This is a genomic window from Novosphingobium sp. BL-S-21 (assembly GCF_055521655.1).
This window is the reverse complement of the sequence record NZ_CM145496.1, coordinates 2,410,411-2,428,910: the sequence shown is the minus strand read 5'-3', so window position 1 is coordinate 2,428,910 and position 18,500 is coordinate 2,410,411. Positions and strand designations below refer to the sequence as shown.

The 18,500-nt window shown below is 66.4% G+C and carries 22 protein-coding genes; 11 read left to right on the top strand and 11 right to left on the bottom strand.

What is annotated here, in order from left to right; translation table 11 throughout:
* Window positions 1–162: 162 nt before the first annotated feature.
* From tatC to argS, 8 genes are all read right to left on the bottom strand, one after another.
* Window positions 163–984 carry a twin-arginine translocase subunit TatC gene (gene tatC, locus ACZ1J6_RS20050; protein WP_465127885.1) on the bottom strand — a complete coding sequence of 274 codons (822 nt, stop codon included), beginning with the start codon at window positions 982–984 and terminating at the stop codon, window positions 163–165.
* A 12-nt stretch (window positions 985–996) separates the two neighbouring features.
* Window positions 997–1,458 (bottom strand): Sec-independent protein translocase protein TatB, encoded by a 462-nt coding sequence (gene tatB, locus ACZ1J6_RS20045; RefSeq protein ID WP_465127884.1) that lies wholly within the window; start codon window positions 1,456–1,458, stop codon window positions 997–999.
* Window positions 1,459–1,482: 24 nt separating this feature from the next.
* Window positions 1,483–1,734 carry a twin-arginine translocase TatA/TatE family subunit gene (locus tag ACZ1J6_RS20040; protein WP_132268154.1) on the bottom strand — a complete coding sequence of 84 codons (252 nt, stop codon included), beginning with the start codon at window positions 1,732–1,734 and terminating at the stop codon, window positions 1,483–1,485.
* A 107-nt stretch (window positions 1,735–1,841) separates the two neighbouring features.
* Window positions 1,842–2,492, bottom strand: a complete 651-nt coding sequence (gene scpB / locus ACZ1J6_RS20035) for an SMC-Scp complex subunit ScpB (protein ID WP_465127883.1) — start codon at window positions 2,490–2,492, stop codon at window positions 1,842–1,844.
* Window positions 2,492–3,304 carry a segregation and condensation protein A gene (locus tag ACZ1J6_RS20030; RefSeq protein ID WP_465127882.1) on the bottom strand — a complete coding sequence of 271 codons (813 nt, stop codon included), beginning with the start codon at window positions 3,302–3,304 and terminating at the stop codon, window positions 2,492–2,494. The genes scpB and ACZ1J6_RS20030 overlap by 1 nt, the downstream gene beginning before the upstream one ends.
* Window positions 3,305–3,306: 2 nt before the next feature.
* Window positions 3,307–4,317 (bottom strand): beta-N-acetylhexosaminidase, encoded by a 1,011-nt coding sequence (gene nagZ / locus ACZ1J6_RS20025; RefSeq protein ID WP_465127881.1) that lies wholly within the window; start codon window positions 4,315–4,317, stop codon window positions 3,307–3,309.
* A gap of 206 nt (window positions 4,318–4,523) precedes the next feature.
* On the bottom strand, window positions 4,524–5,423 hold the full coding sequence (locus ACZ1J6_RS20020) for an SPOR domain-containing protein (protein ID WP_465127880.1): 900 nt from the start codon (window positions 5,421–5,423) through the stop codon (window positions 4,524–4,526).
* 3 nt (window positions 5,424–5,426) lie between these two features.
* Window positions 5,427–7,187: an arginine--tRNA ligase gene (gene argS / locus ACZ1J6_RS20015; protein WP_465127879.1), complete on the bottom strand. Its 1,761-nt coding sequence runs from the start codon at window positions 7,185–7,187 to the stop codon at window positions 5,427–5,429.
* Window positions 7,188–7,327: 140 nt separating this feature from the next.
* Between argS and miaB the strand changes: the two genes are divergently transcribed.
* Window positions 7,328–8,677: a tRNA (N6-isopentenyl adenosine(37)-C2)-methylthiotransferase MiaB gene (gene miaB / locus ACZ1J6_RS20010; RefSeq protein WP_132268144.1), complete on the top strand. Its 1,350-nt coding sequence runs from the start codon at window positions 7,328–7,330 to the stop codon at window positions 8,675–8,677.
* Window positions 8,674–9,393, top strand: coding sequence for an alpha/beta fold hydrolase (locus tag ACZ1J6_RS20005; RefSeq protein ID WP_465127878.1), 720 nt, complete (start codon window positions 8,674–8,676; stop codon window positions 9,391–9,393). The genes miaB and ACZ1J6_RS20005 overlap by 4 nt, the downstream gene beginning before the upstream one ends.
* Window positions 9,394–9,424: 31 nt before the next feature.
* On the opposite strand, the gene ACZ1J6_RS20000 is transcribed toward ACZ1J6_RS20005, so the two are convergent.
* The gene (locus tag ACZ1J6_RS20000; protein ID WP_431568500.1) at window positions 9,425–10,015 is read right to left on the bottom strand and encodes a hypothetical protein; all 591 of its coding nucleotides are present in this window, start codon (window positions 10,013–10,015) and stop codon (window positions 9,425–9,427) included.
* Between the two features lie 148 nt (window positions 10,016–10,163).
* The gene (locus ACZ1J6_RS19995) at window positions 10,164–10,655 is read right to left on the bottom strand and encodes an RcnB family protein (RefSeq protein ID WP_134093849.1); all 492 of its coding nucleotides are present in this window, start codon (window positions 10,653–10,655) and stop codon (window positions 10,164–10,166) included.
* 268 nt (window positions 10,656–10,923) lie between these two features.
* Between ACZ1J6_RS19995 and ACZ1J6_RS19990 the strand changes: the two genes are divergently transcribed.
* The 6 genes from ACZ1J6_RS19990 (at window position 10,924) to ACZ1J6_RS19965 (ending at window position 15,507) form a co-directional block, all read left to right on the top strand.
* Window positions 10,924–11,997, top strand: a complete 1,074-nt coding sequence (locus ACZ1J6_RS19990; protein WP_243654359.1) for a PhoH family protein — start codon at window positions 10,924–10,926, stop codon at window positions 11,995–11,997.
* 40 nt (window positions 11,998–12,037) lie between these two features.
* A complete protein-coding gene (locus ACZ1J6_RS19985; RefSeq protein ID WP_465127877.1) occupies window positions 12,038–12,217 on the top strand; it encodes a hypothetical protein in 180 nt (59 codons plus the stop codon).
* Between the two features lie 9 nt (window positions 12,218–12,226).
* Window positions 12,227–12,718, top strand: coding sequence for an rRNA maturation RNase YbeY (gene ybeY / locus ACZ1J6_RS19980; protein WP_132268137.1), 492 nt, complete (start codon window positions 12,227–12,229; stop codon window positions 12,716–12,718).
* Window positions 12,719–12,740: 22 nt separating this feature from the next.
* Complete coding sequence (locus ACZ1J6_RS19975) at window positions 12,741–13,664, top strand: hemolysin family protein (RefSeq protein ID WP_132268135.1); 924 nt, start codon at window positions 12,741–12,743, stop codon at window positions 13,662–13,664.
* A 56-nt stretch (window positions 13,665–13,720) separates the two neighbouring features.
* On the top strand, window positions 13,721–14,605 hold the full coding sequence (locus ACZ1J6_RS19970; RefSeq protein WP_132268133.1) for a LysR substrate-binding domain-containing protein: 885 nt from the start codon (window positions 13,721–13,723) through the stop codon (window positions 14,603–14,605).
* A gap of 131 nt (window positions 14,606–14,736) precedes the next feature.
* Window positions 14,737–15,507, top strand: a complete 771-nt coding sequence (locus tag ACZ1J6_RS19965; RefSeq protein ID WP_465127876.1) for a DUF2059 domain-containing protein — start codon at window positions 14,737–14,739, stop codon at window positions 15,505–15,507.
* Between the two features lie 134 nt (window positions 15,508–15,641).
* Here the strand turns inward: ACZ1J6_RS19965 and ACZ1J6_RS19960 are convergent, their stop codons facing one another.
* Window positions 15,642–16,112 (bottom strand): peptidylprolyl isomerase, encoded by a 471-nt coding sequence (locus ACZ1J6_RS19960; protein WP_132268130.1) that lies wholly within the window; start codon window positions 16,110–16,112, stop codon window positions 15,642–15,644.
* Window positions 16,113–16,381: 269 nt separating this feature from the next.
* Here ACZ1J6_RS19960 and mgtE point away from each other — a divergent pair, with 269 nt between their 5' ends.
* The 3 genes from mgtE to ACZ1J6_RS19945 are packed head-to-tail and all read left to right on the top strand — an operon-like array spanning window position 16,382 to window position 18,489.
* Window positions 16,382–17,818 carry a magnesium transporter gene (gene mgtE, locus ACZ1J6_RS19955; RefSeq protein ID WP_132268128.1) on the top strand — a complete coding sequence of 479 codons (1,437 nt, stop codon included), beginning with the start codon at window positions 16,382–16,384 and terminating at the stop codon, window positions 17,816–17,818.
* 24 nt (window positions 17,819–17,842) lie between these two features.
* Window positions 17,843–18,244, top strand: coding sequence for a DUF1489 family protein (locus ACZ1J6_RS19950; protein ID WP_132268127.1), 402 nt, complete (start codon window positions 17,843–17,845; stop codon window positions 18,242–18,244).
* Window positions 18,241–18,489, top strand: a complete 249-nt coding sequence (locus ACZ1J6_RS19945) for a helix-hairpin-helix domain-containing protein (RefSeq protein ID WP_465127875.1) — start codon at window positions 18,241–18,243, stop codon at window positions 18,487–18,489. The genes ACZ1J6_RS19950 and ACZ1J6_RS19945 overlap by 4 nt, the downstream gene beginning before the upstream one ends.
* The last annotated feature ends 11 nt before the right edge of the window (window positions 18,490–18,500 follow it).

Sequence of the window (18,500 nt, the reverse complement as noted above, 5' to 3'; positions counted from 1 at the left end):
GAGTTGGAGTTTTGGGGGGCGAGACCGGCGCGAGCCGGCTCGTCCCTTGGCACGCCTGAGCACCTTACCGTCCGACAGCGCGCGCTGCGCGGAACGACGCCCGATCAGCCGCGAAGCCGGAGCGGCATCCCAGATGTCAGGGCGCCTGAAGCACCCGTCCGCTCAGACGGCGGGGGTGCTGCCTTCGACCGGGGCAGGAACATCATCCGCTGCAGCCTTGTCGCGCGCGTCGCGCTTCTCGGTGAACCACATGAACACCAGCGTACCTTCGTAGAGCGCCAGAAGCGGCACGGCGAGAAGGAGCTGCGAAACGACGTCGGGCGGGGTGGCAACGGCAGCGATGATGAAGATGCCGACGATGGCATAGCGACGCGCGCCAACGCACTGCGCGCGGGTGATGATGCCGGCGCGGTTGAGCAGCATCAGCAGCACCGGCAGCAGGAAGCTGATGCCGAAAGCCAGGATGAACTGCATGACCAGCGCGAGATAGTCGCCGGTGCCGGGCAGCGCTTCCAGCTTGAGCCCGCCCTTCTGACCCTCGAAACCGAGGAAGAAGTGGAACGCCGTAGGCATGACGACGTAGTAGGCCAGGGCCGCGCCCATGGTGAAGAGGATCGGCGTCGCCACCAGGAACGGCAGGAACGCCTTCTTTTCCTTTGCGTAGAGGCCCGGCGCCACGAAAGCCCAGATCTGGTTGGCGATCACCGGGAAGCTGACGAAGAACGCCGCGAACAGCGCGATCTTCACTTCCACGAAGAAGGCTTCATAGAGCTTGGTATAGATCAACCGGCCCTGGCCGGGCGGGAAAGCCTCGGTCAGCGGGCGGACCAGAAACGAAAAGATGTCGCCCGAGAAGTAGAAGCAGATGCCAAATGCCACCGCAAAGGCCAGGAAGGCCCGAAGCAGGCGGGCGCGCAGCTCGACAAGGTGTTCGAGCAGCGGGGCCTGCGAATCGTCGATATCGGATATGCGGAATGGCTGCATGGCGCGCTTCTATCAGGGGGGCGGCGGGGGGAGGTGGAATTCGGCCTGCCCGCCGGGAGCGGCTGCCTCGGGCTTGCCCGCGTTGTCCGGCTTGCCGGGACTTTGGGCCGTGGCATTGCCGGTCGCTTGCCCCGCTTCAGCGCCCGCCTCTCCGCCCGCGACCGGCGCGTCTTCGGCCAGCTGCGGGATAGAGGGAGACGTGCCGGTGGGGGCCTGCATCTGGTTCATGTCCGGCAGAACGGGATTGGCCTTCATGATGGCCTCGTTCTGCTCCCGCCATTTGCGCTCCATCTCCTCCAGCTCGGCTTCGCGCACCATGGCGTCGATGCCCGAGCGGAAATGACCGGAGATCTTGCGCATCTTGCCGATCCATCGCCCAGCCGTGCGCATCGCCATCGGCATGTCCTTGGGACCGATGACGACGACCGCCACGATGACGATCATCAACAGTTCGGAAGCACCTACGTCGAACATAGCGCGCGCGGGTCCGTCAGGCGCTTAGGACTGCTCGGTCTTGTTCTCGGCCTTGGCCGGAGTGACCGAGGGGGCTACCGGGGCATCGCCCTGCTGGGCGGTGATCTGCGGGGCGGGCGCGGGAGTGGACTTGTTCTCCTCCTCGTTCATGCCCTGCTTGAAGCTCTTGATGCCCTTGCCGAAGTCACCCATGATTTCCGACACGCGGCCGCGTCCGAACAGCACGAGCACGATCACCAGGACGATCATCCAGTGCCAGATCGAGAAGCTACCCATAACCTCAACTCCAAAAACCGTGCGATCGATTCCGACCGCATAGAGCCCATCTAGGCACTTTCCCGCCAAGTTGCCAGCCTGTCATTATTCTGACCGGCGCCGGTAGCCTAACCGTCATCTTCTCCGAAAAGGTCGCGCTCGTCGAGGTCTTCCGCCGTGTCATCGGCCGTTTCCTCGTCTTCGCCGGGAACCTTGCCGGGCCGCAGGCCGGTCTGGATCATGTCGTCATCCACAGGATCGAGCAGGCCGGCCGCGCGAAGTTCTTCCAGTCCCGGCAATTCCTTCAGGGAGCCAAGCCCGAAATGCTCCAGGAAATCGGGCGTGGTGGCGTAGATCACCGGGCGCCCGGGCACCTCGCGGCGGCCCGCGACACGCACCCAGCCCGCCTCCATCAGCACGTCGAGCGTGCCCTTGGCGGTCTGCACCCCGCGGATCGCCTCGATTTCGGCGCGGCTGACCGGCTCGTGATACGCAACGATCGCCAGGACTTCGGTGGCCGCGCGCGAGAGGCGGCGCAAGTCCTCCTTCTCGCGGCGCAGCAGATGCGCAAGGTCGGGCGCCGTCTCGAAGTGCCAGCGCTTGCCGCGCTCCACCAGCAGCACCCCGCGCGCGCGGTAATGCCGCTCCAGCTCGGCAAGCGCCGGGCGCACGTCGGCCTGTCCGAGGTGGTTCGAGATCTGCTCGACCGTCATCGGCTGCTCGGCAGCGAAAAGCGTCGCCTCCACGGCGCGGACGAGGTCGTCGGTCGGTTCGGTCATCATTTGCATGCCTTGAGGCGAAGCGGCCCGAAAGTCTGCTCCTGCGCGATCTCGGCCCGGCCGGTGCGCGCCAGTTCCAGCGCGGCGACGAAGCTGGATGCCAAGGCGGAGCGGCGCAATTGCGGATTGGCCCAGGTGTCGCTGGCGGGCGGCAGGAAATCGCGCAAGTCCATCCAGTCCAGCGAGACGCCGAGCATCGAGGAGACCCGGGCGATGGCGCTGTCGAGCGTCATGACCATGCGTTCGCGGACCATATGGACCACTGGCTGGCTGCGGACTTTCACGTCCCCATAAGCGCGCACGAGATCGTACCACGAGCACTGCCAGGCCGACTTGCGCTCGACCCGCAGGCCCTCTGGCGCGCCGCGCAGGAACACGTCGCGGCCCAGCCGGTTTCGGCCCATCAGCCGCGCCGCGGCCTCACGCATGGCGCCAAGGCGCTGCAGGCGCAGTTGCAGGCGCAAGGCCAGTTCTTCGGGGCTGGGGTCGGCCTGCTCGTCCTTCGGCAGTAGCAACGCGGACTTCAGGTAGGCGAGCCAGGCCGCCATCACCAGGTAGTCCGCCGCGAGTTCGAGACGCAGCGCCTCGGCCTGATCGATATAATCGAGATAGGCCGCGACCAGCTCCAGGATGGATATCCGCCGAAGGTCCACCTTCTGCCGCCGCGCGAGGTCCAGCAGGAGGTCCAGCGGGCCTTCCCAGCCATCGATTTCCAGATAGAGCGCTTCCTTGCGGGCCTCGGCCCGGTCCTCGCCGTCCCAGCCGGCATCGGCGCCGGGCAGGCCGAAAGGAAGCTCGGCAGGCGCTTTCATCGTCAGGCCGCCAGCGCCAGCAGGGCGTCGCGCCGGGCGATCAGCTCGGCATGGGTACCGGTTGCGGCGATGCCCTCCACTGACGCCAGTGCCCGCGCCAGCTTTTCCGCAGTCTCGCGCGGCATGGACGGCAACCGCGCGGCGATGCCGGTCATGTCGTCCATCTTCGCCCAGCAGTTGAGCGCCAGGTCGCAGCCCGCCGCGATCGCCTGCGCCGCAAGTTCAGGCACGCTGCCCGAGAGCGCCTGCATGTCGAGGTCGTCGCTCATCAGCAGCCCCGTGAAACCGATGCGCTCGCGGATGATCTCGCGGATCACGAAGGGTGAGAGCGTGGCCGGATTCTCCGCGTCCCAGGCGGTGTAGCGGACATGGGCGGTCATGCCGAAAGGGGCATCGCGAAGCGTTCGGAACGGCTCGATGTCGCGCTCCAGTTCCTCTTCGCCAACCTCCACCGTGGGCAGTTCCTTGTGACTGTCCGCCATGGCGCGGCCGTGGCCGGGGATATGCTTGACGCAGCCGACGATGCCGGCGCGCGCCAGCCCCTGCAGCGTCGCGCGGCCCAGCGCGGCCACACGCATCGGGTCCGCGCCGAAGGAACGGTCGCCGACGATGTCGTGCGCGCCGGGGTGGCGCACGTCGAGCGGGGGATGGCAGTCGGCCGTCAGGCCCACTTCGGCAAGGTCGAGGCCCAAAGCCTCGGCATTGTCGCGCGCCGCCTCGATGCCGCTGGCGGGCGCGAGATCATAGAGCCTGTCGAACGCCTCGCCCGGCGGATAGGCGCCCCAGACTGGCGGCTTCATCCGCGCGACACGGCCGCCTTCCTGGTCGATGGTGATGTAGAGCCGGTCGCGGCCGTGGATGGCGCGCAGATCCTCGGTGAGTGCCCGCACCTGTTCGCGGTCCTGCACATTGCGGCCGAACAGGATGTAGCCGGCAGGGTCGGCATCGCGAAAGAACGCGCGCTCGTCGGCGCTGAGAGTCAGCCCGGAAAGGCCGAAAATGGCGGGTGTCATAATCGCGCTTGGTCGCAGAATTCCGCGGCTTTCGCAAGGAAGCCCCGGTTTGCAGATGTGGAAAGCAAGGGCGCGGGCGGCGCGGTCACGTCATGCGGAAAGAACGGAACTTCGGCGCGGCCCGAAGGGTCTGCCGAAGTTCCGATTCGTCCCTGATGCCAGTCCGAGAAAAGCCCGAGCCGACATCTCCTGGCCGTGCCGGTCCGTTACTGCTTCACCTGGCAGCTCAATCCGGCGGAACGCATCCCGCTGCAGAGCGCGCGCGCCGCAGCAAGGTCTCCGGGAACGGCCTGGAGGCGATAGACCTTGCCGATATCGGCCTGCCCCTCGACGATGCGATGGTTCACCCCGGAAAGTCCCGGATACTGCACCTTGAGCGCGTTCCAGCCTGCCTCGGCGGTCGGCTTCGAGGTATAGGCGCCCACTTGCACGCCGACGCCGCTGACAACCGGTTCCGGTTTGCCCGGGGCACTGGCGGCAGAAGCGGCACTGGCCGGCGCGCTGGGCCCGGCAGCGGGCTTGCCGGAAGGCGCAGGCGGGGCGGCCGGAACGGCGGACTGGCCGCCGAAGCCCGGACCCGGCGCTTCGCCCCGTCCGATCTGCGGCAGGCGGCTCTGCCCTTCGGCAACCGCATAGCTGGTGTCTCCGGTGCCCGCCACGACGTCTCCGCCCGGATTTTCCGGCCGCGTCTTGTAAGGCTCCTTCGGGGCCTCGATCACGCCGCCGCTGGCGACAAGCGGCTGTTCCGACTTCTGGCGCGTGGCCCACCAGATTCCGCCGACGATGACCAGTATGGCGATGACGGCCAGGACGACGAGCAGCAAGGTCTGCCCCGAGGCACCGCCCTGCTGGTCCTCGAACTCCTCGTCCTCGCCTTCCAGCCAGGGCAGGCGCACGTCGTCGTCGCCGAGTTCCAGCTTGCCGGATTCGGCCTCAGGCTGGCCCGAATTCGAATGAGCGGCATCCTCGAAAGCCGGGGCTCCGGCGGAACGGCCCGCGTTCAGGTCGTCATGGAAGGTCCCCCGACGGCTTTCGCGGCCCTGGTCGACACCCCGATCGCCTTCGTCCCGATTGCCTTCGTCCCGATTCTGGCCCCAGTTCGCCATGACTTACATTTCCTCCACCGCCTCGACGCCCAGGAGCGCGAGGCCATTGCGGACAAGCTGCCCGATCTGCGCAGCAAGGAACAGCCGTGCGCCGGTCAGGTTACCGTCGGCAGCGTTAACAAAGCGCTTTTCGACGCGGTCATTGCCGAGATTCCAGTAGCCATGGAAGGCCGCGGCAACGTCGCCAAGGAAGAAGGCGATGCGGTGCGGCTCGCGCGCGGCCGCAGCGGCCTCGACGATGCGAGGGAACTGCGCGGCCAGCTTGACCAGTTCCAGTTCTTCCGCGCCAAGCAGTTCGAGGTTTTCGCCCGAGGGCTTGAACCCGCCTTCGGCCTCGCCCTTGCGCAGCGTCGAGTGGACGCGGGCATTGGCGTATTGCACGTAGAACACCGGGTTGTCCTTCGAGGCTTCCACCACTTTGGCGAAGTCGAAGTCCATCTGCGCTTCCGGCTTGCGGGTGAGCATGGTGAAGCGCACCACATCCTTGCCCACTTCAGTGACGACTTCGGCCAGCGTGACGAAGTTGCCCGAACGCTTGGACATCTTCACCGGCTCGCCATCGCGCAGCAGCTGGACCATCTGCACCAGCTTGATCTCGAACGGCGTCGGCTCTCCATCGGCGCCGGTCATGGCGGCGACGGCCGCCTTGATGCGCTTGACGGTGCCCGCATGGTCGGCGCCCCAGATGTCGACCAGCGCGTCGGCGGTCTGGGCCTTCTGGAAATGGTAGGCAAGGTCGGCGCCGAAGTAGGTCCAGGTGCCGTCCGACTTCTTGATCGGGCGGTCCTGATCGTCGCCGAACTGGGTCGAGCGGAACAGCGGCAGTTCCACGGCTTCCCAGTCCTCCAGCGTCTTGCCCTTGGGCGCTTCGAGCACGCCGTCGTAGACGAGGCCCTTGGCGCGCAGCCACGCTTCCGCCTCGTCCGGCTTGCCCGAAGCCTGAAGCTCGGCTTCCGAGGAGAACAGGTCATGATGGATGCCCAGCAGCGCGAGGTCCTGCTTGATCATCACCAGCATCGCGGCAACGGCCTTTTCCCGGAACAGCGTCAGCCATTCCGATTCGGGCGCCTCGGCAAACTTGTCGCCGAATTCGGCGGCGAGCTGCTGACCCACGGGAATGAGGTATTCGCCCGGATAGAGGCCCTCGGGAATGGCGCCCACGTCATGGCCCAGCGCCTCGCGGTAGCGGACATGGGCCGAACGGGCGAGCACCTGCACCTGGGCGCCGGCATCGTTGACGTAATATTCCTTGATGACCTTGTGGCCGGCATATTCGAGCAGCGTCGCCAGTGCATCGCCCACCACTGCGCCGCGGCAGTGGCCCATGTGCATCGGACCGGTCGGGTTGGCGGAGACATATTCGATATTGACGGTGGTGCCGCCGCCCATGGCCGAACGGCCGTAGTCCGCGCCGAGCGCGGCGATCGCGCGCAGCTCGGCGATCCAGGTGGCGTCCGAAAGGCGCAAGTTGATGAATCCGGGTCCGGCGATTTCCGCCGAAGTGACCGCGTCGAGCTTCGACAGCTCCGCCACCAGCGCATCGGCCAGGTCGCGCGGCTTCATGCCGGCGGGCTTGGACAGGACCATCGCGGCATTGGTCGAAAGGTCGCCATGCGAGGTGTCGCGCGGCGGCTCGACCGTGATCGCGCTTCGCTTCAGACCGCCGGGCAGCGTGCCGGCCGCTTCGAGCGCATCGAGCGCGGCGTTGAGGTGGCCCGCAAAGGCGGCGTAAAGGGTCTGGTGATCGCTGTTTGTAATGGTCATGGCGCGCGCGAATACCCCAAGTGCAGCGAAAGGGGAACAGGCTGCGAGGCCGGCGTGCCGGCCGGCGATGCCAGCCTCGCGCGGAGCACCCCTAACGCAGCCGCTTCAAAATCGCCCGAAACGCGTGTATCGGCCCGCGCATGCCATCAACCCAGAATCCCAGGACCTACCGGGTCAAGAGCTTCGGCTGTCAGATGAACGTATACGACGGCGAGCGCATGGCCGAATTGCTCACGGACCAGGGCATCGCGGCCGCGCCGGAAGGCGAAGAGGCCGACCTGGTCGTGTTCAACACCTGCCATATCCGTGAAAAGGCGGCGGAAAAGGTCTATTCCGACATCGGCCGCCTGCGCCGCGAGGATGGCTCATCGCCCCTCATCGCGGTGGCCGGCTGCGTGGCCCAGGCCGAGGGCGACGAGATCATGCGGCGCTCTCCCGCGGTGAAGATGGTGGTCGGCCCGCAAGCCTATCACCGCCTGCCCGACATGATCCGCGAGGCCACCGCCGGCCGCCGCGTGACCGATACCGACATGCCGGCCGAAACCAAGTTCGACGCCCTGCCCGCCCGGAATCAGGGTGGCCGCAGGCGGTCCGGCCCAACGGCATTCCTCACCGTTCAGGAAGGCTGCGACAAGTTCTGCACGTATTGCGTCGTGCCCTATACGCGCGGCGCCGAGGTCTCCCGCCCCCACGCCGCCCTGATGGACGAGGCGCGCCGCCTGATCGACGCCGGCGCGCGCGAGATCATGCTGCTCGGCCAGAACGTGAACGCCTGGTACGGCGAGGATGCACGCGGACGGCGCATCGGCCTCGACGGGCTGATTCGCGAGCTGGCGGACATTCCCGAGCTTGCCCGCATCCGCTACACCACCAGCCACCCCAACGACATGACCGAGGCGCTGATCGCCGCCCATGGCGATGTCGAGAAGTTGATGCCGTTCCTCCACCTGCCCGTGCAGGCCGGCAGCGACCGGGTGCTGAGAGCGATGAATCGCAGCCACACGGCCGAAAGCTATCTCAAGGTCCTCGACCGCGTGCGCGCCGTCCGGCCCGACATCGCACTTTCGGGCGACTTCATCGTCGGTTTCCCCGGCGAGACCGATGCCGATTTCGAGGATACGCTCAGGCTGGTCGATGCGGTCGGCTATGCGCAGTGCTTCAGTTTCAAGTATTCGCCCCGTGCCGGCACGCCCGCCGCGACGATGGAAGACCAGATCCCCGCCGAAGTGATGACCGAGCGTATCGTCCGCCTCCAGGCCGCGCTCGGCCGCGACCAGACCGCCTTCAACGTGGCCTCGGTCGGCAAGACCTGCCAGGTGCTGGTCGAACGCAAGGGCAAGCTGCCCGGGCAGTGGCTCGGCAAGTCGCCCTGGCTGCAATCGGTCTATTTCGACGGCGACGTCGCCGTGGGCGACATGGTCACGGTGGAACTGACCGAAGGCGGCTACAATGCCGTTTCCGCCAGGCTGCTGAGCCCGGTCCCCGCGTGAGCGAGAGGCAAGCGCTGGTCCTCGTTCCCGGGCTTTCCTGCGACCGTCACGTCTGGCAGGCGCAGATCGCGGGGCTTTCGGACATTGCCGACATCTCCATCGGCGATACCCTGAAGGACGATTCGATTCCCCTCATGGCCAGCCGCGTGCTCGATGCCGCGCCGGAGCGGTTCGCAATCGCGGGATTCTCGATGGGCGGTTACGTCGCCATGGAGATCTGGCGCCGCGCCCCGGAGCGGGTGACGCGGCTTGCCCTCGTGGACACCAATGCGCGGGCCGATACCCCCGCCCAGGCGGAACTGCGCCGCGCGGCGATCCGCACCGCCCAGGCGCGCGGCTTCGAACATGTCCTGCGCGGATCGCTGCGCCAACTCGTCGCGCCGGACTGCCCCGAGGCGCTGTTCGAGGAAGTCGTGCAGATGGCCCTGCGCGTCGGTTTCGGGACGTACATGGACCAGCAGGCCGCGATCATCGACCGCGCCGATTCGCTGGCGACGCTCGGCACGATCACCGTCCCGGCCATGGTCATGGTCGGCGCGGCCGACGCCCTCACCCCGCCCTACCTTGCCGAGGAAATGGCGCAGGCCATGGCCTCAGTCGATGTTGGGACCGATTCGGGCGCGGCCTACGAGGTCATCGCCGATGCCGGGCACATGACGCCGATGGAGCAGCCCGACGCGGTCAATGCCGCCTTCCGCCGATGGCTGATGCGCTGATCCCGGCGCGTTTCAGCGCCATGAGGCGGCTCTAGTCGAGCGGTTTGAGCGCGTCTTCCGCGATGAGCGGCTTGCTGATCGCCGCCGCGCCCGCGCTCACTTCCACGCTGGCATTGGTGGGATAGCCCCTGCCGCTGAAGCGCAGGCGAGAGATGCCTTCCGCCATGCCGCCGCCCGACACGGTGACGGCCAGATCGCGCCAGCCGTGCGACTTGCTGTCCAGCACGCCCACCGGAAGCTGGACCACGCTCGTCTCGCTCACTTGGACCAGATCGCCATCCTGCCGCTTCAGCACTGCGAGGTTGCACCCGCCGGTGCCGCAGAACATCGGGCCGCCCAGATAGACCAGCACTTCAGGCGTGCCGTCACCGTCAAGGTCGGTCTCCGCCGTGGCATATTGCAGCTTGCCGAGATCGCTGGTGAGCGCGTCGCGGTGATTCGCGCGAATCCAGTCCTCGGCACGCATGGGCGCGGTCTCGGTCGCCTCCTCGCTCGCTTCGGCGCCGGCCGTGGCGGTGGCTTCGGGCTGGGCCGCGTCCTTCTTGCAGCCTGCGAGCGAAAGTCCCAGCGCGAACAGGGGGGCGAGCGCCAGGATCCTGGCGGCGGAGGTCGTCCTTGTCATGACCGAAGGCTAGCCGCTCGACCGCCGCCCCGGCAAGATCGGTCTGCCGCACGGGAAGCACGAGAAAGGGCCCCCGGTTCGCACCGAGGGCCCTCGCGACCCGCCTGGGACTCGTCCGGCGCCCTTCCCGGCGCCGGTGGCGGTTTTATTAGAAGAAGAAGCTGTTGTGGACGGTCACGACGCGGCCCGAACGCATGTTCACCATGGCCACGTCATTGCCGTAGCGAACCCAGCGGTGGCCGGCGCGCGGCGCAGGCAGGCGATAGCGGCCATAGTCGTTTACCCAGTAGCGGCTGCCGTAATAGGCCGGCTGGAAGCGGTAGCCCACGGCGACCGGGCGATAGCGATAGCCGCGCGGACCGGCATAGGCAGGGCGGCGGAATTCGCCGCGGTGGGCCTGGCGATAGTCGCGCCAATCCTCGCGCAGTTCGCGGCGGTCGTGGTTGAGCTGGCGCTGCGAACGGTCGGCGGCGCGGTAGTCGCCGCGGCGGACGTTGCGATCGACCTCGCGCTGGCTCTGGCGAACGTCGCGGGCGCTCTCGCGCACTTCCCGGGCACTCTGCGCGGAAGCCATGGTGGGCACGGCGACGGTCGGAACGATGACGCTGGCGGCAAGGGCGGCCATAATGATCTTGCGCATGTTTTCTTCTCCTTGACCCGAAACGATTATCCGTTCGATCTGGTCTGTGAGTTCATGTTTGAACCCCTCAAGCTGAACGAACTTGAAATGCAGGTTGCAGTGAAATTTCAGGAGTGTCGCAAGGTTGCGACAAAATTCGGGAAGCGCGCCGAAACGCCATGTTATCCCCGGTGAAGCGAGCAATTTTTCGATAGATGCGGCTTGCGGGACGCGATGCGCAGAGCCATCTTCGGGATGGAACGAAGGCATCCTCACCTGAAAGGAGCACATGGCCCGCAAAGCAGCACGCGCCGGTGAAACGGCGCAGTTCAGGCCCGAAGCGCACCGCCGGGCACGTGTCGAAGTCGAGTTCGACGAACAGACTTTGCTGGGGGCCCTGTTCGGCCAGTTCGATTCAAACCTCGTGCAAGTGGAGAACCGGCTCGGGGTCTACATTGCCGCGCGCGGCAACAAGATCCAGATCGAAGGGCCGGAAGACGCCGTTGCCCGCGCCCGCGATACACTCAAAGGCATGTACCACCGACTGGAGCAGGGCCAGGCGCTTGACGCCGGCGCGGTGGAATCGCTGATCGCGATGTCGGCCGAACCAACGCTGGAAGGCATCATCTCGGGCGATACCGGCGCGCCGCCGATCATGATTCGCACCCGCCGCAAGACGATCGTGCCGCGCTCGGCGATGCAGATCGAATATATGCGCGCGCTCGCCCGCTCCGACGTGATCTTCGCGCTCGGCCCGGCAGGCACGGGCAAGACCTACCTCGCGGTGGCCCAGGCGGTGTCGCAGCTGATGACCGGTTCGGTCCAGCGCCTGATCCTTTCGCGCCCCGCCGTGGAAGCGGGCGAGAAGCTGGGCTTCCTGCCCGGCGACATGAAGGACAAGGTCGATCCCTACCTACGTCCGCTCTACGACGCGCTCTATGACTGCATGCCGCCCGAACAGGTGGAGCGCCGCCTCGCTTCGGGAGAGATCGAGATCGCGCCGATCGCCTTCATGCGCGGCCGCACGCTGGCCGATGCCTTCGTCATCCTCGACGAAGCGCAGAACACCACGCGCGAGCAGATGAAGATGTTCCTTACCCGCTTCGGCCAGAACAGCCGCATGGTCGTCTGCGGCGACCCCCGGCAGGTCGACATCCCGGGCGGCGACCGCATGAGCGGCCTGGCCGATGCGGTGAACCGGCTGGAAGGCGTGGACGGCATCGATGTCACGCGCTTCACCGTGCAGGACGTCGTGCGCCACCCGATCGTCGGTCGCATCGTCGAGGCTTACGAAGGCCCTTACGTCGATCCCTCGGCACCGAAGACGGAACAACCGGCGGCCGAGCAGCTCCGGGCGGAGTGACTTTCCCCCGGGGAATGACAAGGTCTGGCGCAGGACGAGCTTGAGCATCGGGGACGGCGGTTCGCCGTCCTCGATTTCCCGCCGGTTCCTGTCCGAGCAGGCCACCCCGCACCTTCTCCTCACGCTACCGCTCGACCTCTTCACGCTTCCGCACCTTCTCCTCACGCTATCGCTCGATCTCCTCACGCTATCGCTCGACCGCGCGCGTGACTGCGCGTAAAGCCCCCGCATGGATCTCGAAATCGATATCGAAGCCCCCTGGCCCGCCGAGACGGACTGGGCCGATCTGGCCGAAGCGGCGCTCGAAGCGCTGGTGCAAGTCGCACCGGAACTCGACAATCCCCGCCTCCTGGCCAGCCTGCTGTTCACCACGGACGAGGAAGTGCACGTCCTCAACCGCGAATGGCGGGCCAAGGACAAGCCCACCAACGTCCTGTCCTTCCCGATGCTGGAACGCGCCGACCTGCTCGCCCTCGCACCGGACGGACCGCCGGAAATGCTGGGCGATCTTGCCCTCGCCTTCGAGACCTGCGCCCGCGAGGCCGCGGAAAAAGGCGTGCCGGTGGAGCATCACGCCAGCCACCTCATCGTCCACGGCCTGCTCCACCTGGCCGGCCTCGACCACGAGATTTCGGACGCCGATGCCGAGGCAATGGAGGCCCTTGAAACAAAGGCTCTTGCCCTCATCGGCATTGCCGACCCATATGGCGACAGATCTTAAGCTGTAGGGGTAATTTAAAACGATGGCCGACAATGGCCGCCACACCGAGTCCGGCTCGGGAGATGGGGACAGTACCGGCACGCTCTGGCGTGTTTTCCGGCGACTTTTCCAGAACGACGGCGATCAGTCGCTTCGCGCGCAGATCGAAGGCGTCATCAACGAACATGAAGGCGATGCCGAAGACGAGGCCCGCGCCCGCGGAGACCTTTCCTCGATCGAGCGGCAGATGCTGCGCAACCTTCTCCATTTCAGCGAGCACGATGCCGACGATATCGCCGTGCCGCGCAGCGAGATCGTGGCGATTCCGGCCTCTGCAAGCTGGGCCGAAGTGGTCGAGGCCTTCGCCGAGCACGGCCACAGCCGCATGCCCGTCTACGGAGACTCGCTCGACGCGATCAAGGGCATGATCCATATCAAGGACGTGTTCCCCATCCTCGCGCGCGGCGAACAGCCGCCGGAGGACTGGTCCACCCTGCTGCGCCAGCCGCTCTACGTGCCCCAGGCGCGCGGCGCGCTGGACGTTCTGGCCGACATGCGCGCCCAGCGCACCCATCTGGCCGTGGTGATCGACGAATATAGCGGCACCGATGGCATCATCACCATCGAGGACCTCGTCGAGGAAATCGTGGGCAACATCGAGGACGAGCACGACGACGCCCCCGAAGAGTTGCTAATTTCGCAAGAGAACGGTATCTGGGACGCAGACGCCCGTGTCGAGCTTGACGATGTGGCGGAACGGATCGACCCGCGCCTCGCCGAAGTCGAGGAAGCGGTGGATACCCTGGGCGGCCTCGCCTTCGTACTGGCCGGCCAGGTCCCGGCCGTCGGCACCGTGCTGGAGCATGACAGCGGCTGGCGCATCGAAGTTACCGATGGCGACGAGCGCCGCGTCACGCGGCTTCGCCTTCATCCGCCGGCCACGGAAGCGGTCGCAGAGCCCGATTGAACCTCGCTGCCGCCATTTCCAGGCGGCATCGATACTCCGAGTGAAAAGACGAGACATTGCCAGTACGCCGACTACCCCCCCTGCGCGCGCTTGAAGCCTTCGTTCGCGTCGTCCGCCTCGGTTCGGCCAAGGCGGCCGCCAACGAACTGGCGCTCAGCCCCTCGGCGCTCTCGCGCCGGGTCGCCGCGCTGGAAGACTTCACCGGCAAGCGCCTCTTCACCCGCCAGCACCAGTCGATGAAGCTGACCGACGAGGGCCAGGCCTTCTACAACGTGGTCGGCCCCAAGCTGGAAGAACTGGCCGAAGCGGTGGAATCGCAGATCGACCGCGGCCAGGTGCTGCGCCTGCACCTCGGCGTGCCGTCGCTGTTCGGCGGCCAACGCCTGTTCCCGCGGCTGCCGGAGCTGCGCAAGCTGCACCCGCGCCTGCACATCGACATCGACACCGGCGCGCACCTGGAAGACCGGGTGGGCGACACGCTGGACGCGGCGATCATCCTCTCGCCCGAACCGGACCCGGCCTATTATCGGATCCAGCTTGACCACAACAAGGTCTACGCCATCACCTCCAAGGAAATGGCGCAGGAGATCGGCACCGTCCCCGACGAAGCCATCCTGTCCAAGCAGACCTTCCTGATCCATCAGGACCTGCCGCAGAGCCTGGACGCGTGGAAGTCCGCCATCGGCCTTGAAAAGCTGGAACCGGCCTCGGTCGACCGTTTCGATTCCGGCCAGCTCGTGCTCGAAGCCGCGGCCCAGGGCCTCGGCATCGCGATCATGCACGACGACCACTTCCGCCGCAGCCACGACAACCGCCTGGCCCGGCTCTTCGACATCGACGTCGAAAGCCCCTATCGCTACTGGTTCGTCTGCAAGCCCAAGGCCCTGGAATCCCGTCCCGTGCGCATCTTCCACGAGTGGCTGCTGCAAGCCGGACTGTAACGCCCTGCAAGCGCCGTCCCCGGTAGAGACGGGACCGGCGTTTTTGCGACATGACGGGCGATTTCATTCCCCTGCGCGGCACTTCACGGTTATGATCCCCGGGACTTTTTCGACTGTCCGGGGGCTCCGTCATGCGTTTCACTATGTTCACCGCCGTTGCTGCGGCTTCCATCGCTTCGGCCGCGCCGAGCTTCGCCGCCGAGCCCGCTCAAGCGGCGCCGACTGCGGCAACAGCAGCGGCGGCGGCGGCAGCGCCCATCACCGACCCCGCGCGCATCGCCGCGGCGCGCGTCACGGTGGATCACGTATTTCCCCTTGGGACTTACGCGCGCCTGATGAACGGCACCCTCGACAAGATGATGGATTCCATCATGGATTCCACGATGAAGCTGCCGCTCAAGCAGCTTGCCGGTCTCAGCGGCGTCAACACCGAGGAACTGGGCGAGGCCTCGATGGCAGAAATCATGCAGATCTACGACCCGGCCTTCAAGCAGCGCATGCAGATCTCCACGCGCACGATGATGAACGAGATGATCCCGCTGATGACCCAGGTCGAGCCCGACATTCGCGACGGCCTGACGCAGGCCTATGCCGGCAGGTATACGACCACCCAGCTGGGCGAACTGAATGCCTTCTTCGCGACGCCTACCGGCAAGGCCTACGCGGCCGATTCCTATCTCGTCATGATGTCGCCGGAAGTCATGGCGAAGATGCAGGGCTTCGTTCCCAAGCTGATGGAGCAGATGCCCGCCATCGTGGAAAAGGTGAAGACCGCCAGCGCGAGCCTTCCCGAGCCGCGCGCCTATGGGGATCTTTCGAAGGACGAGAAGGCTCGTCTCGCCAAGCTGCTCGGCGTTTCCGAGGCCCAGCTCGAAAAGGACGAGAAGGCCAAGGCACATTGAGCTGATCGACCGGGGCGGGAAGCGCCGGGAACTTGCGCCGCGATGGGTACAGCTTCGTCTGGCCCAGCACGCAACGAAAAAGGGCGGCCCCTCGCGGAGCCGCCCTTTTCTCTATCGGTAGACCGAAGGAAGGATCAGCCTTCCGAGATGGTCGCCTTGACGATCTTGCCCGGCTCGCGCGGCGGCTCGCCCTTGGGCAGCGCGTCGACGAGTTCCATGCCTTCGACCACCTGGCCCCAGACGGTGTACTGCTTGTCGAGGAAGCGTGCATCGTCGAAGCAGATGAAGAACTGGCTGTTGGCCGAGTGCGGATAGCTGGTGCGCGCCATCGAGCAGACGCCGCGGACATGCGGCTCGGCGTTGAATTCGGCCTGGAGGTCGGGCTTGTCCGAACCGCCCATGCCGGTGCCGTTGGGGCAACCGCCCTGCGCCATGAAGCCGGGGATCACGCGGTGGAACTTGATGCCGTCGTAGAAGCCTTCGCCGGTCAGTTCCTTGATACGCTCGACGTGACCGGGGGCCAGGTCGGAACGCAGCTTGATCTTCACGTCGCCGCCTTCACCATTGCCGGTGTCGAGCGTGAGCGTCAGGTATTCGTCAGCCATTGCAGTCTCCTTCTGCCGGCGCAGGTCCGCGCCGGTGGGGCATCGGCGCCCGATATAGGCACTGGCGCGGCAATGTCACGAGGGGAGCGCTCGTTCGTGCCTCCGTCCCGGTCATCCCCTGCCCGTCACGCTCCTCTCTCCGCCGCGAGGCCGTTTCGGGGTCCATTCGGTGCATCGTCCCGTGGCTCTGCAGCCACCGGCCGAGGAAACTTCCCGAATGCCGCCGCCCCCCTGTTGCAATCGCGAAATAGCTGCGTAGACCGGCCCGGATGAGCGAAACGGACCTTCAGGACGAGCGCATGGAAAACGCGGAAGACACCGCGCGTCTCGATATGCCCGAATCCGAATCCCTCGACGACGACAACCGCTTGAAGGCCGAATTCGTCCGCAGCGTGAAGGATGCGCTGGACGAGGAAGACTTCGAGCGCGTCTACGACCTGGTGGAGCCGCTCCACCCCGCCGATATCGCCGACTTGTTCGAACTCATGAACGAGAACGAGCGCCTCGGCCTGGCCCGCGCCATCCGCGACCTGATGGGCGTGGAAGTCATCGCCGAGATGAACGACTGGGTGCGCGAGGCGCTGATGGAGGCGCTGCCCGCCGAAGTCGTCGCCGAGATCGCCGAGCAGCTCGACACCGACGATGCCGTCGCCATGCTGGAAGACCTCGACGAGGAAGACCAGCAGGCCGTCCTCGCCGAGATGGAGCCGGAAGACCGCGCGGCCATCGAATCGGCGCTGTCCTACCCCGAGGAATCCGCCGGCCGCCTGATGAGCCGCGATTTCGTGGCCGTCCACGAATCGATGACCGTCGGCGACCTGATCGATTTCCTGCGCGAACATCGCGAGCTGCCGACCGAGTTCTGGGAAGTGTTCATCGTCGATCCGATGCACCGCCCGATCGGCACTTGCGCGCTCTCGTGGATCCTGCGCACCCCGCGCAACATCCCGCTCTACGATGTCATGGCGCGCGACCAGACGCTGATCCCGGTCGACATGGACCAGGAGGAAGTCGCGCTGCGCTTCCAGAAGTACGCGCTGATTTCGGCGGCCGTGGTCGACGATGCCGGCCGGCTGATCGGCCAGGTCACCGTCGACGACATCGTCCACATCATTCAGGAAGAAGCGGGCGAAGATACCCTGCTGCTGTCCGGCGCGGGTGACGGCGACATCAACGAGCCGATTCGCGACGCCTATTCGGCCCGCGTGCGCTGGCTGATCGCCAACCTGCTCACCGCCACGCTCGCTTCCTCGGTCATCGCCCTGTTCGAAGGCACGATCGCGAAGATGGTGGCGCTGGCCACGCTGATGCCGATCGTCGCCGGGCTTGGCGGCAATGCCGGCACGCAGACCCTGGCCGTGACCGTCCGCGCGCTTGCCACCAACCAGCTTACCGCGTCCAACGCCTGGCGCGCGGTACGCCGCGAAATGTCCATCGCGCTGCTCAACGGCTGCACGATCGCGGTAATCATCGGCATCGTCGTCAGCCTGATCTTCGGCAATGTCACGCTGGGCCTGGTCATAGCCCTGGCGATGATGACCAATATCCTGATCGCGGGCATGGCGGGCGTATTCGTGCCGCTGACGCTGGAACGGCTCAAGGCGGACCCGGCCATCGCCTCGTCCATTTTCGTGACGATGACCACGGATTCGATGGGCTTCCTCGTCTTCCTCGGCCTTGCCACGGTATCCGGTCTGGTGCGCTAGGGGCGCGCCTCCTATCTAGTCATCATGCCGCTGCACATGACCAAGATCGCGTTTTCCGCCGAGAGCCCGGCGGCCCTGCGCGCCTGGCTGGAAAGCCACGACACCCTGGGCGAAGCCCGCCTCACCACGCGCTATCTGCCCAAGCGGCATGAGGAAATGGTCGGCGGCTCGCTATACTGGATCTACGAACATGCCCTGGTCGGCCGCTCGCCGATCCTGGGCTTCGAACAGCGCGAGGACGGGCGCTGGCATATTCGCCTGGAACCGATGCTGATCCCGGTGGTCACGCACCCCAAGCGCGCGCACCAGGGCTGGCGCTACCTTGCCGAAAAGGACGCCCCCCGCGATCTGGGCGAAGGCGAGACGGCGGGCGACGCTATGCCGCCCAAGCTGGCGCGCGAACTGGCCAAGCTGGGGCTGGTGTGACCGGTTTCGCCGGCGACGAGCGCGAAGCACTGCTTGCGGTGAAAGGCGTCGGCCCCGCGGTGATCGCACGGCTGGAGGAACTGGGCATCCGGAACTTCGCCGATCTTGCCGGGCGCGATCCCGATGCGGTCTGCGCGGAAATCTCGGCGGCAATGGGGTCGACCTGCTGGCGCAACTCCCCCCAGGCGCGCGGCGCCATCGTCGCCGCCGTGGCGCGGGCAGGCGCGGGTCTGCCCGATCGGTAGCCCTTTCCCGG

What these genes read in the sequence shown, in the direction of transcription:
- tatC (WP_465127885.1), bottom strand. Translation starts at nt 984, where the DNA reads ATGCAGCCATTCCGCATATCCGATATCGACGATTCGCAGGCCCCGCTG.
- tatB (WP_465127884.1), bottom strand. Translation starts at nt 1,458, where the DNA reads ATGTTCGACGTAGGTGCTTCCGAACTGTTGATGATCGTCATCGTGGCG.
- ACZ1J6_RS20040 (WP_132268154.1), bottom strand. Translation starts at nt 1,734, where the DNA reads ATGGGTAGCTTCTCGATCTGGCACTGGATGATCGTCCTGGTGATCGTG.
- scpB (WP_465127883.1), bottom strand. Translation starts at nt 2,492, where the DNA reads ATGACCGAACCGACCGACGACCTCGTCCGCGCCGTGGAGGCGACGCTT.
- ACZ1J6_RS20030 (WP_465127882.1), bottom strand. Translation starts at nt 3,304, where the DNA reads ATGAAAGCGCCTGCCGAGCTTCCTTTCGGCCTGCCCGGCGCCGATGCC.
- nagZ (WP_465127881.1), bottom strand. Translation starts at nt 4,317, where the DNA reads ATGACACCCGCCATTTTCGGCCTTTCCGGGCTGACTCTCAGCGCCGAC.
- ACZ1J6_RS20020 (WP_465127880.1), bottom strand. Translation starts at nt 5,423, where the DNA reads ATGGCGAACTGGGGCCAGAATCGGGACGAAGGCAATCGGGACGAAGGC.
- argS (WP_465127879.1), bottom strand. Translation starts at nt 7,187, where the DNA reads ATGACCATTACAAACAGCGATCACCAGACCCTTTACGCCGCCTTTGCG.
- miaB (WP_132268144.1), top strand. Translation starts at nt 7,328, where the DNA reads ATGCCATCAACCCAGAATCCCAGGACCTACCGGGTCAAGAGCTTCGGC.
- ACZ1J6_RS20000 (WP_431568500.1), bottom strand. Translation starts at nt 10,015, where the DNA reads ATGACAAGGACGACCTCCGCCGCCAGGATCCTGGCGCTCGCCCCCCTG.
- ACZ1J6_RS19995 (WP_134093849.1), bottom strand. Translation starts at nt 10,655, where the DNA reads ATGCGCAAGATCATTATGGCCGCCCTTGCCGCCAGCGTCATCGTTCCG.
- ACZ1J6_RS19990 (WP_243654359.1), top strand. Translation starts at nt 10,924, where the DNA reads ATGGCCCGCAAAGCAGCACGCGCCGGTGAAACGGCGCAGTTCAGGCCC.
- ybeY (WP_132268137.1), top strand. Translation starts at nt 12,227, where the DNA reads ATGGATCTCGAAATCGATATCGAAGCCCCCTGGCCCGCCGAGACGGAC.
- ACZ1J6_RS19975 (WP_132268135.1), top strand. Translation starts at nt 12,741, where the DNA reads ATGGCCGACAATGGCCGCCACACCGAGTCCGGCTCGGGAGATGGGGAC.
- ACZ1J6_RS19965 (WP_465127876.1), top strand. Translation starts at nt 14,737, where the DNA reads ATGCGTTTCACTATGTTCACCGCCGTTGCTGCGGCTTCCATCGCTTCG.
- ACZ1J6_RS19960 (WP_132268130.1), bottom strand. Translation starts at nt 16,112, where the DNA reads ATGGCTGACGAATACCTGACGCTCACGCTCGACACCGGCAATGGTGAA.
- mgtE (WP_132268128.1), top strand. Translation starts at nt 16,382, where the DNA reads ATGAGCGAAACGGACCTTCAGGACGAGCGCATGGAAAACGCGGAAGAC.
- ACZ1J6_RS19950 (WP_132268127.1), top strand. Translation starts at nt 17,843, where the DNA reads ATGCCGCTGCACATGACCAAGATCGCGTTTTCCGCCGAGAGCCCGGCG.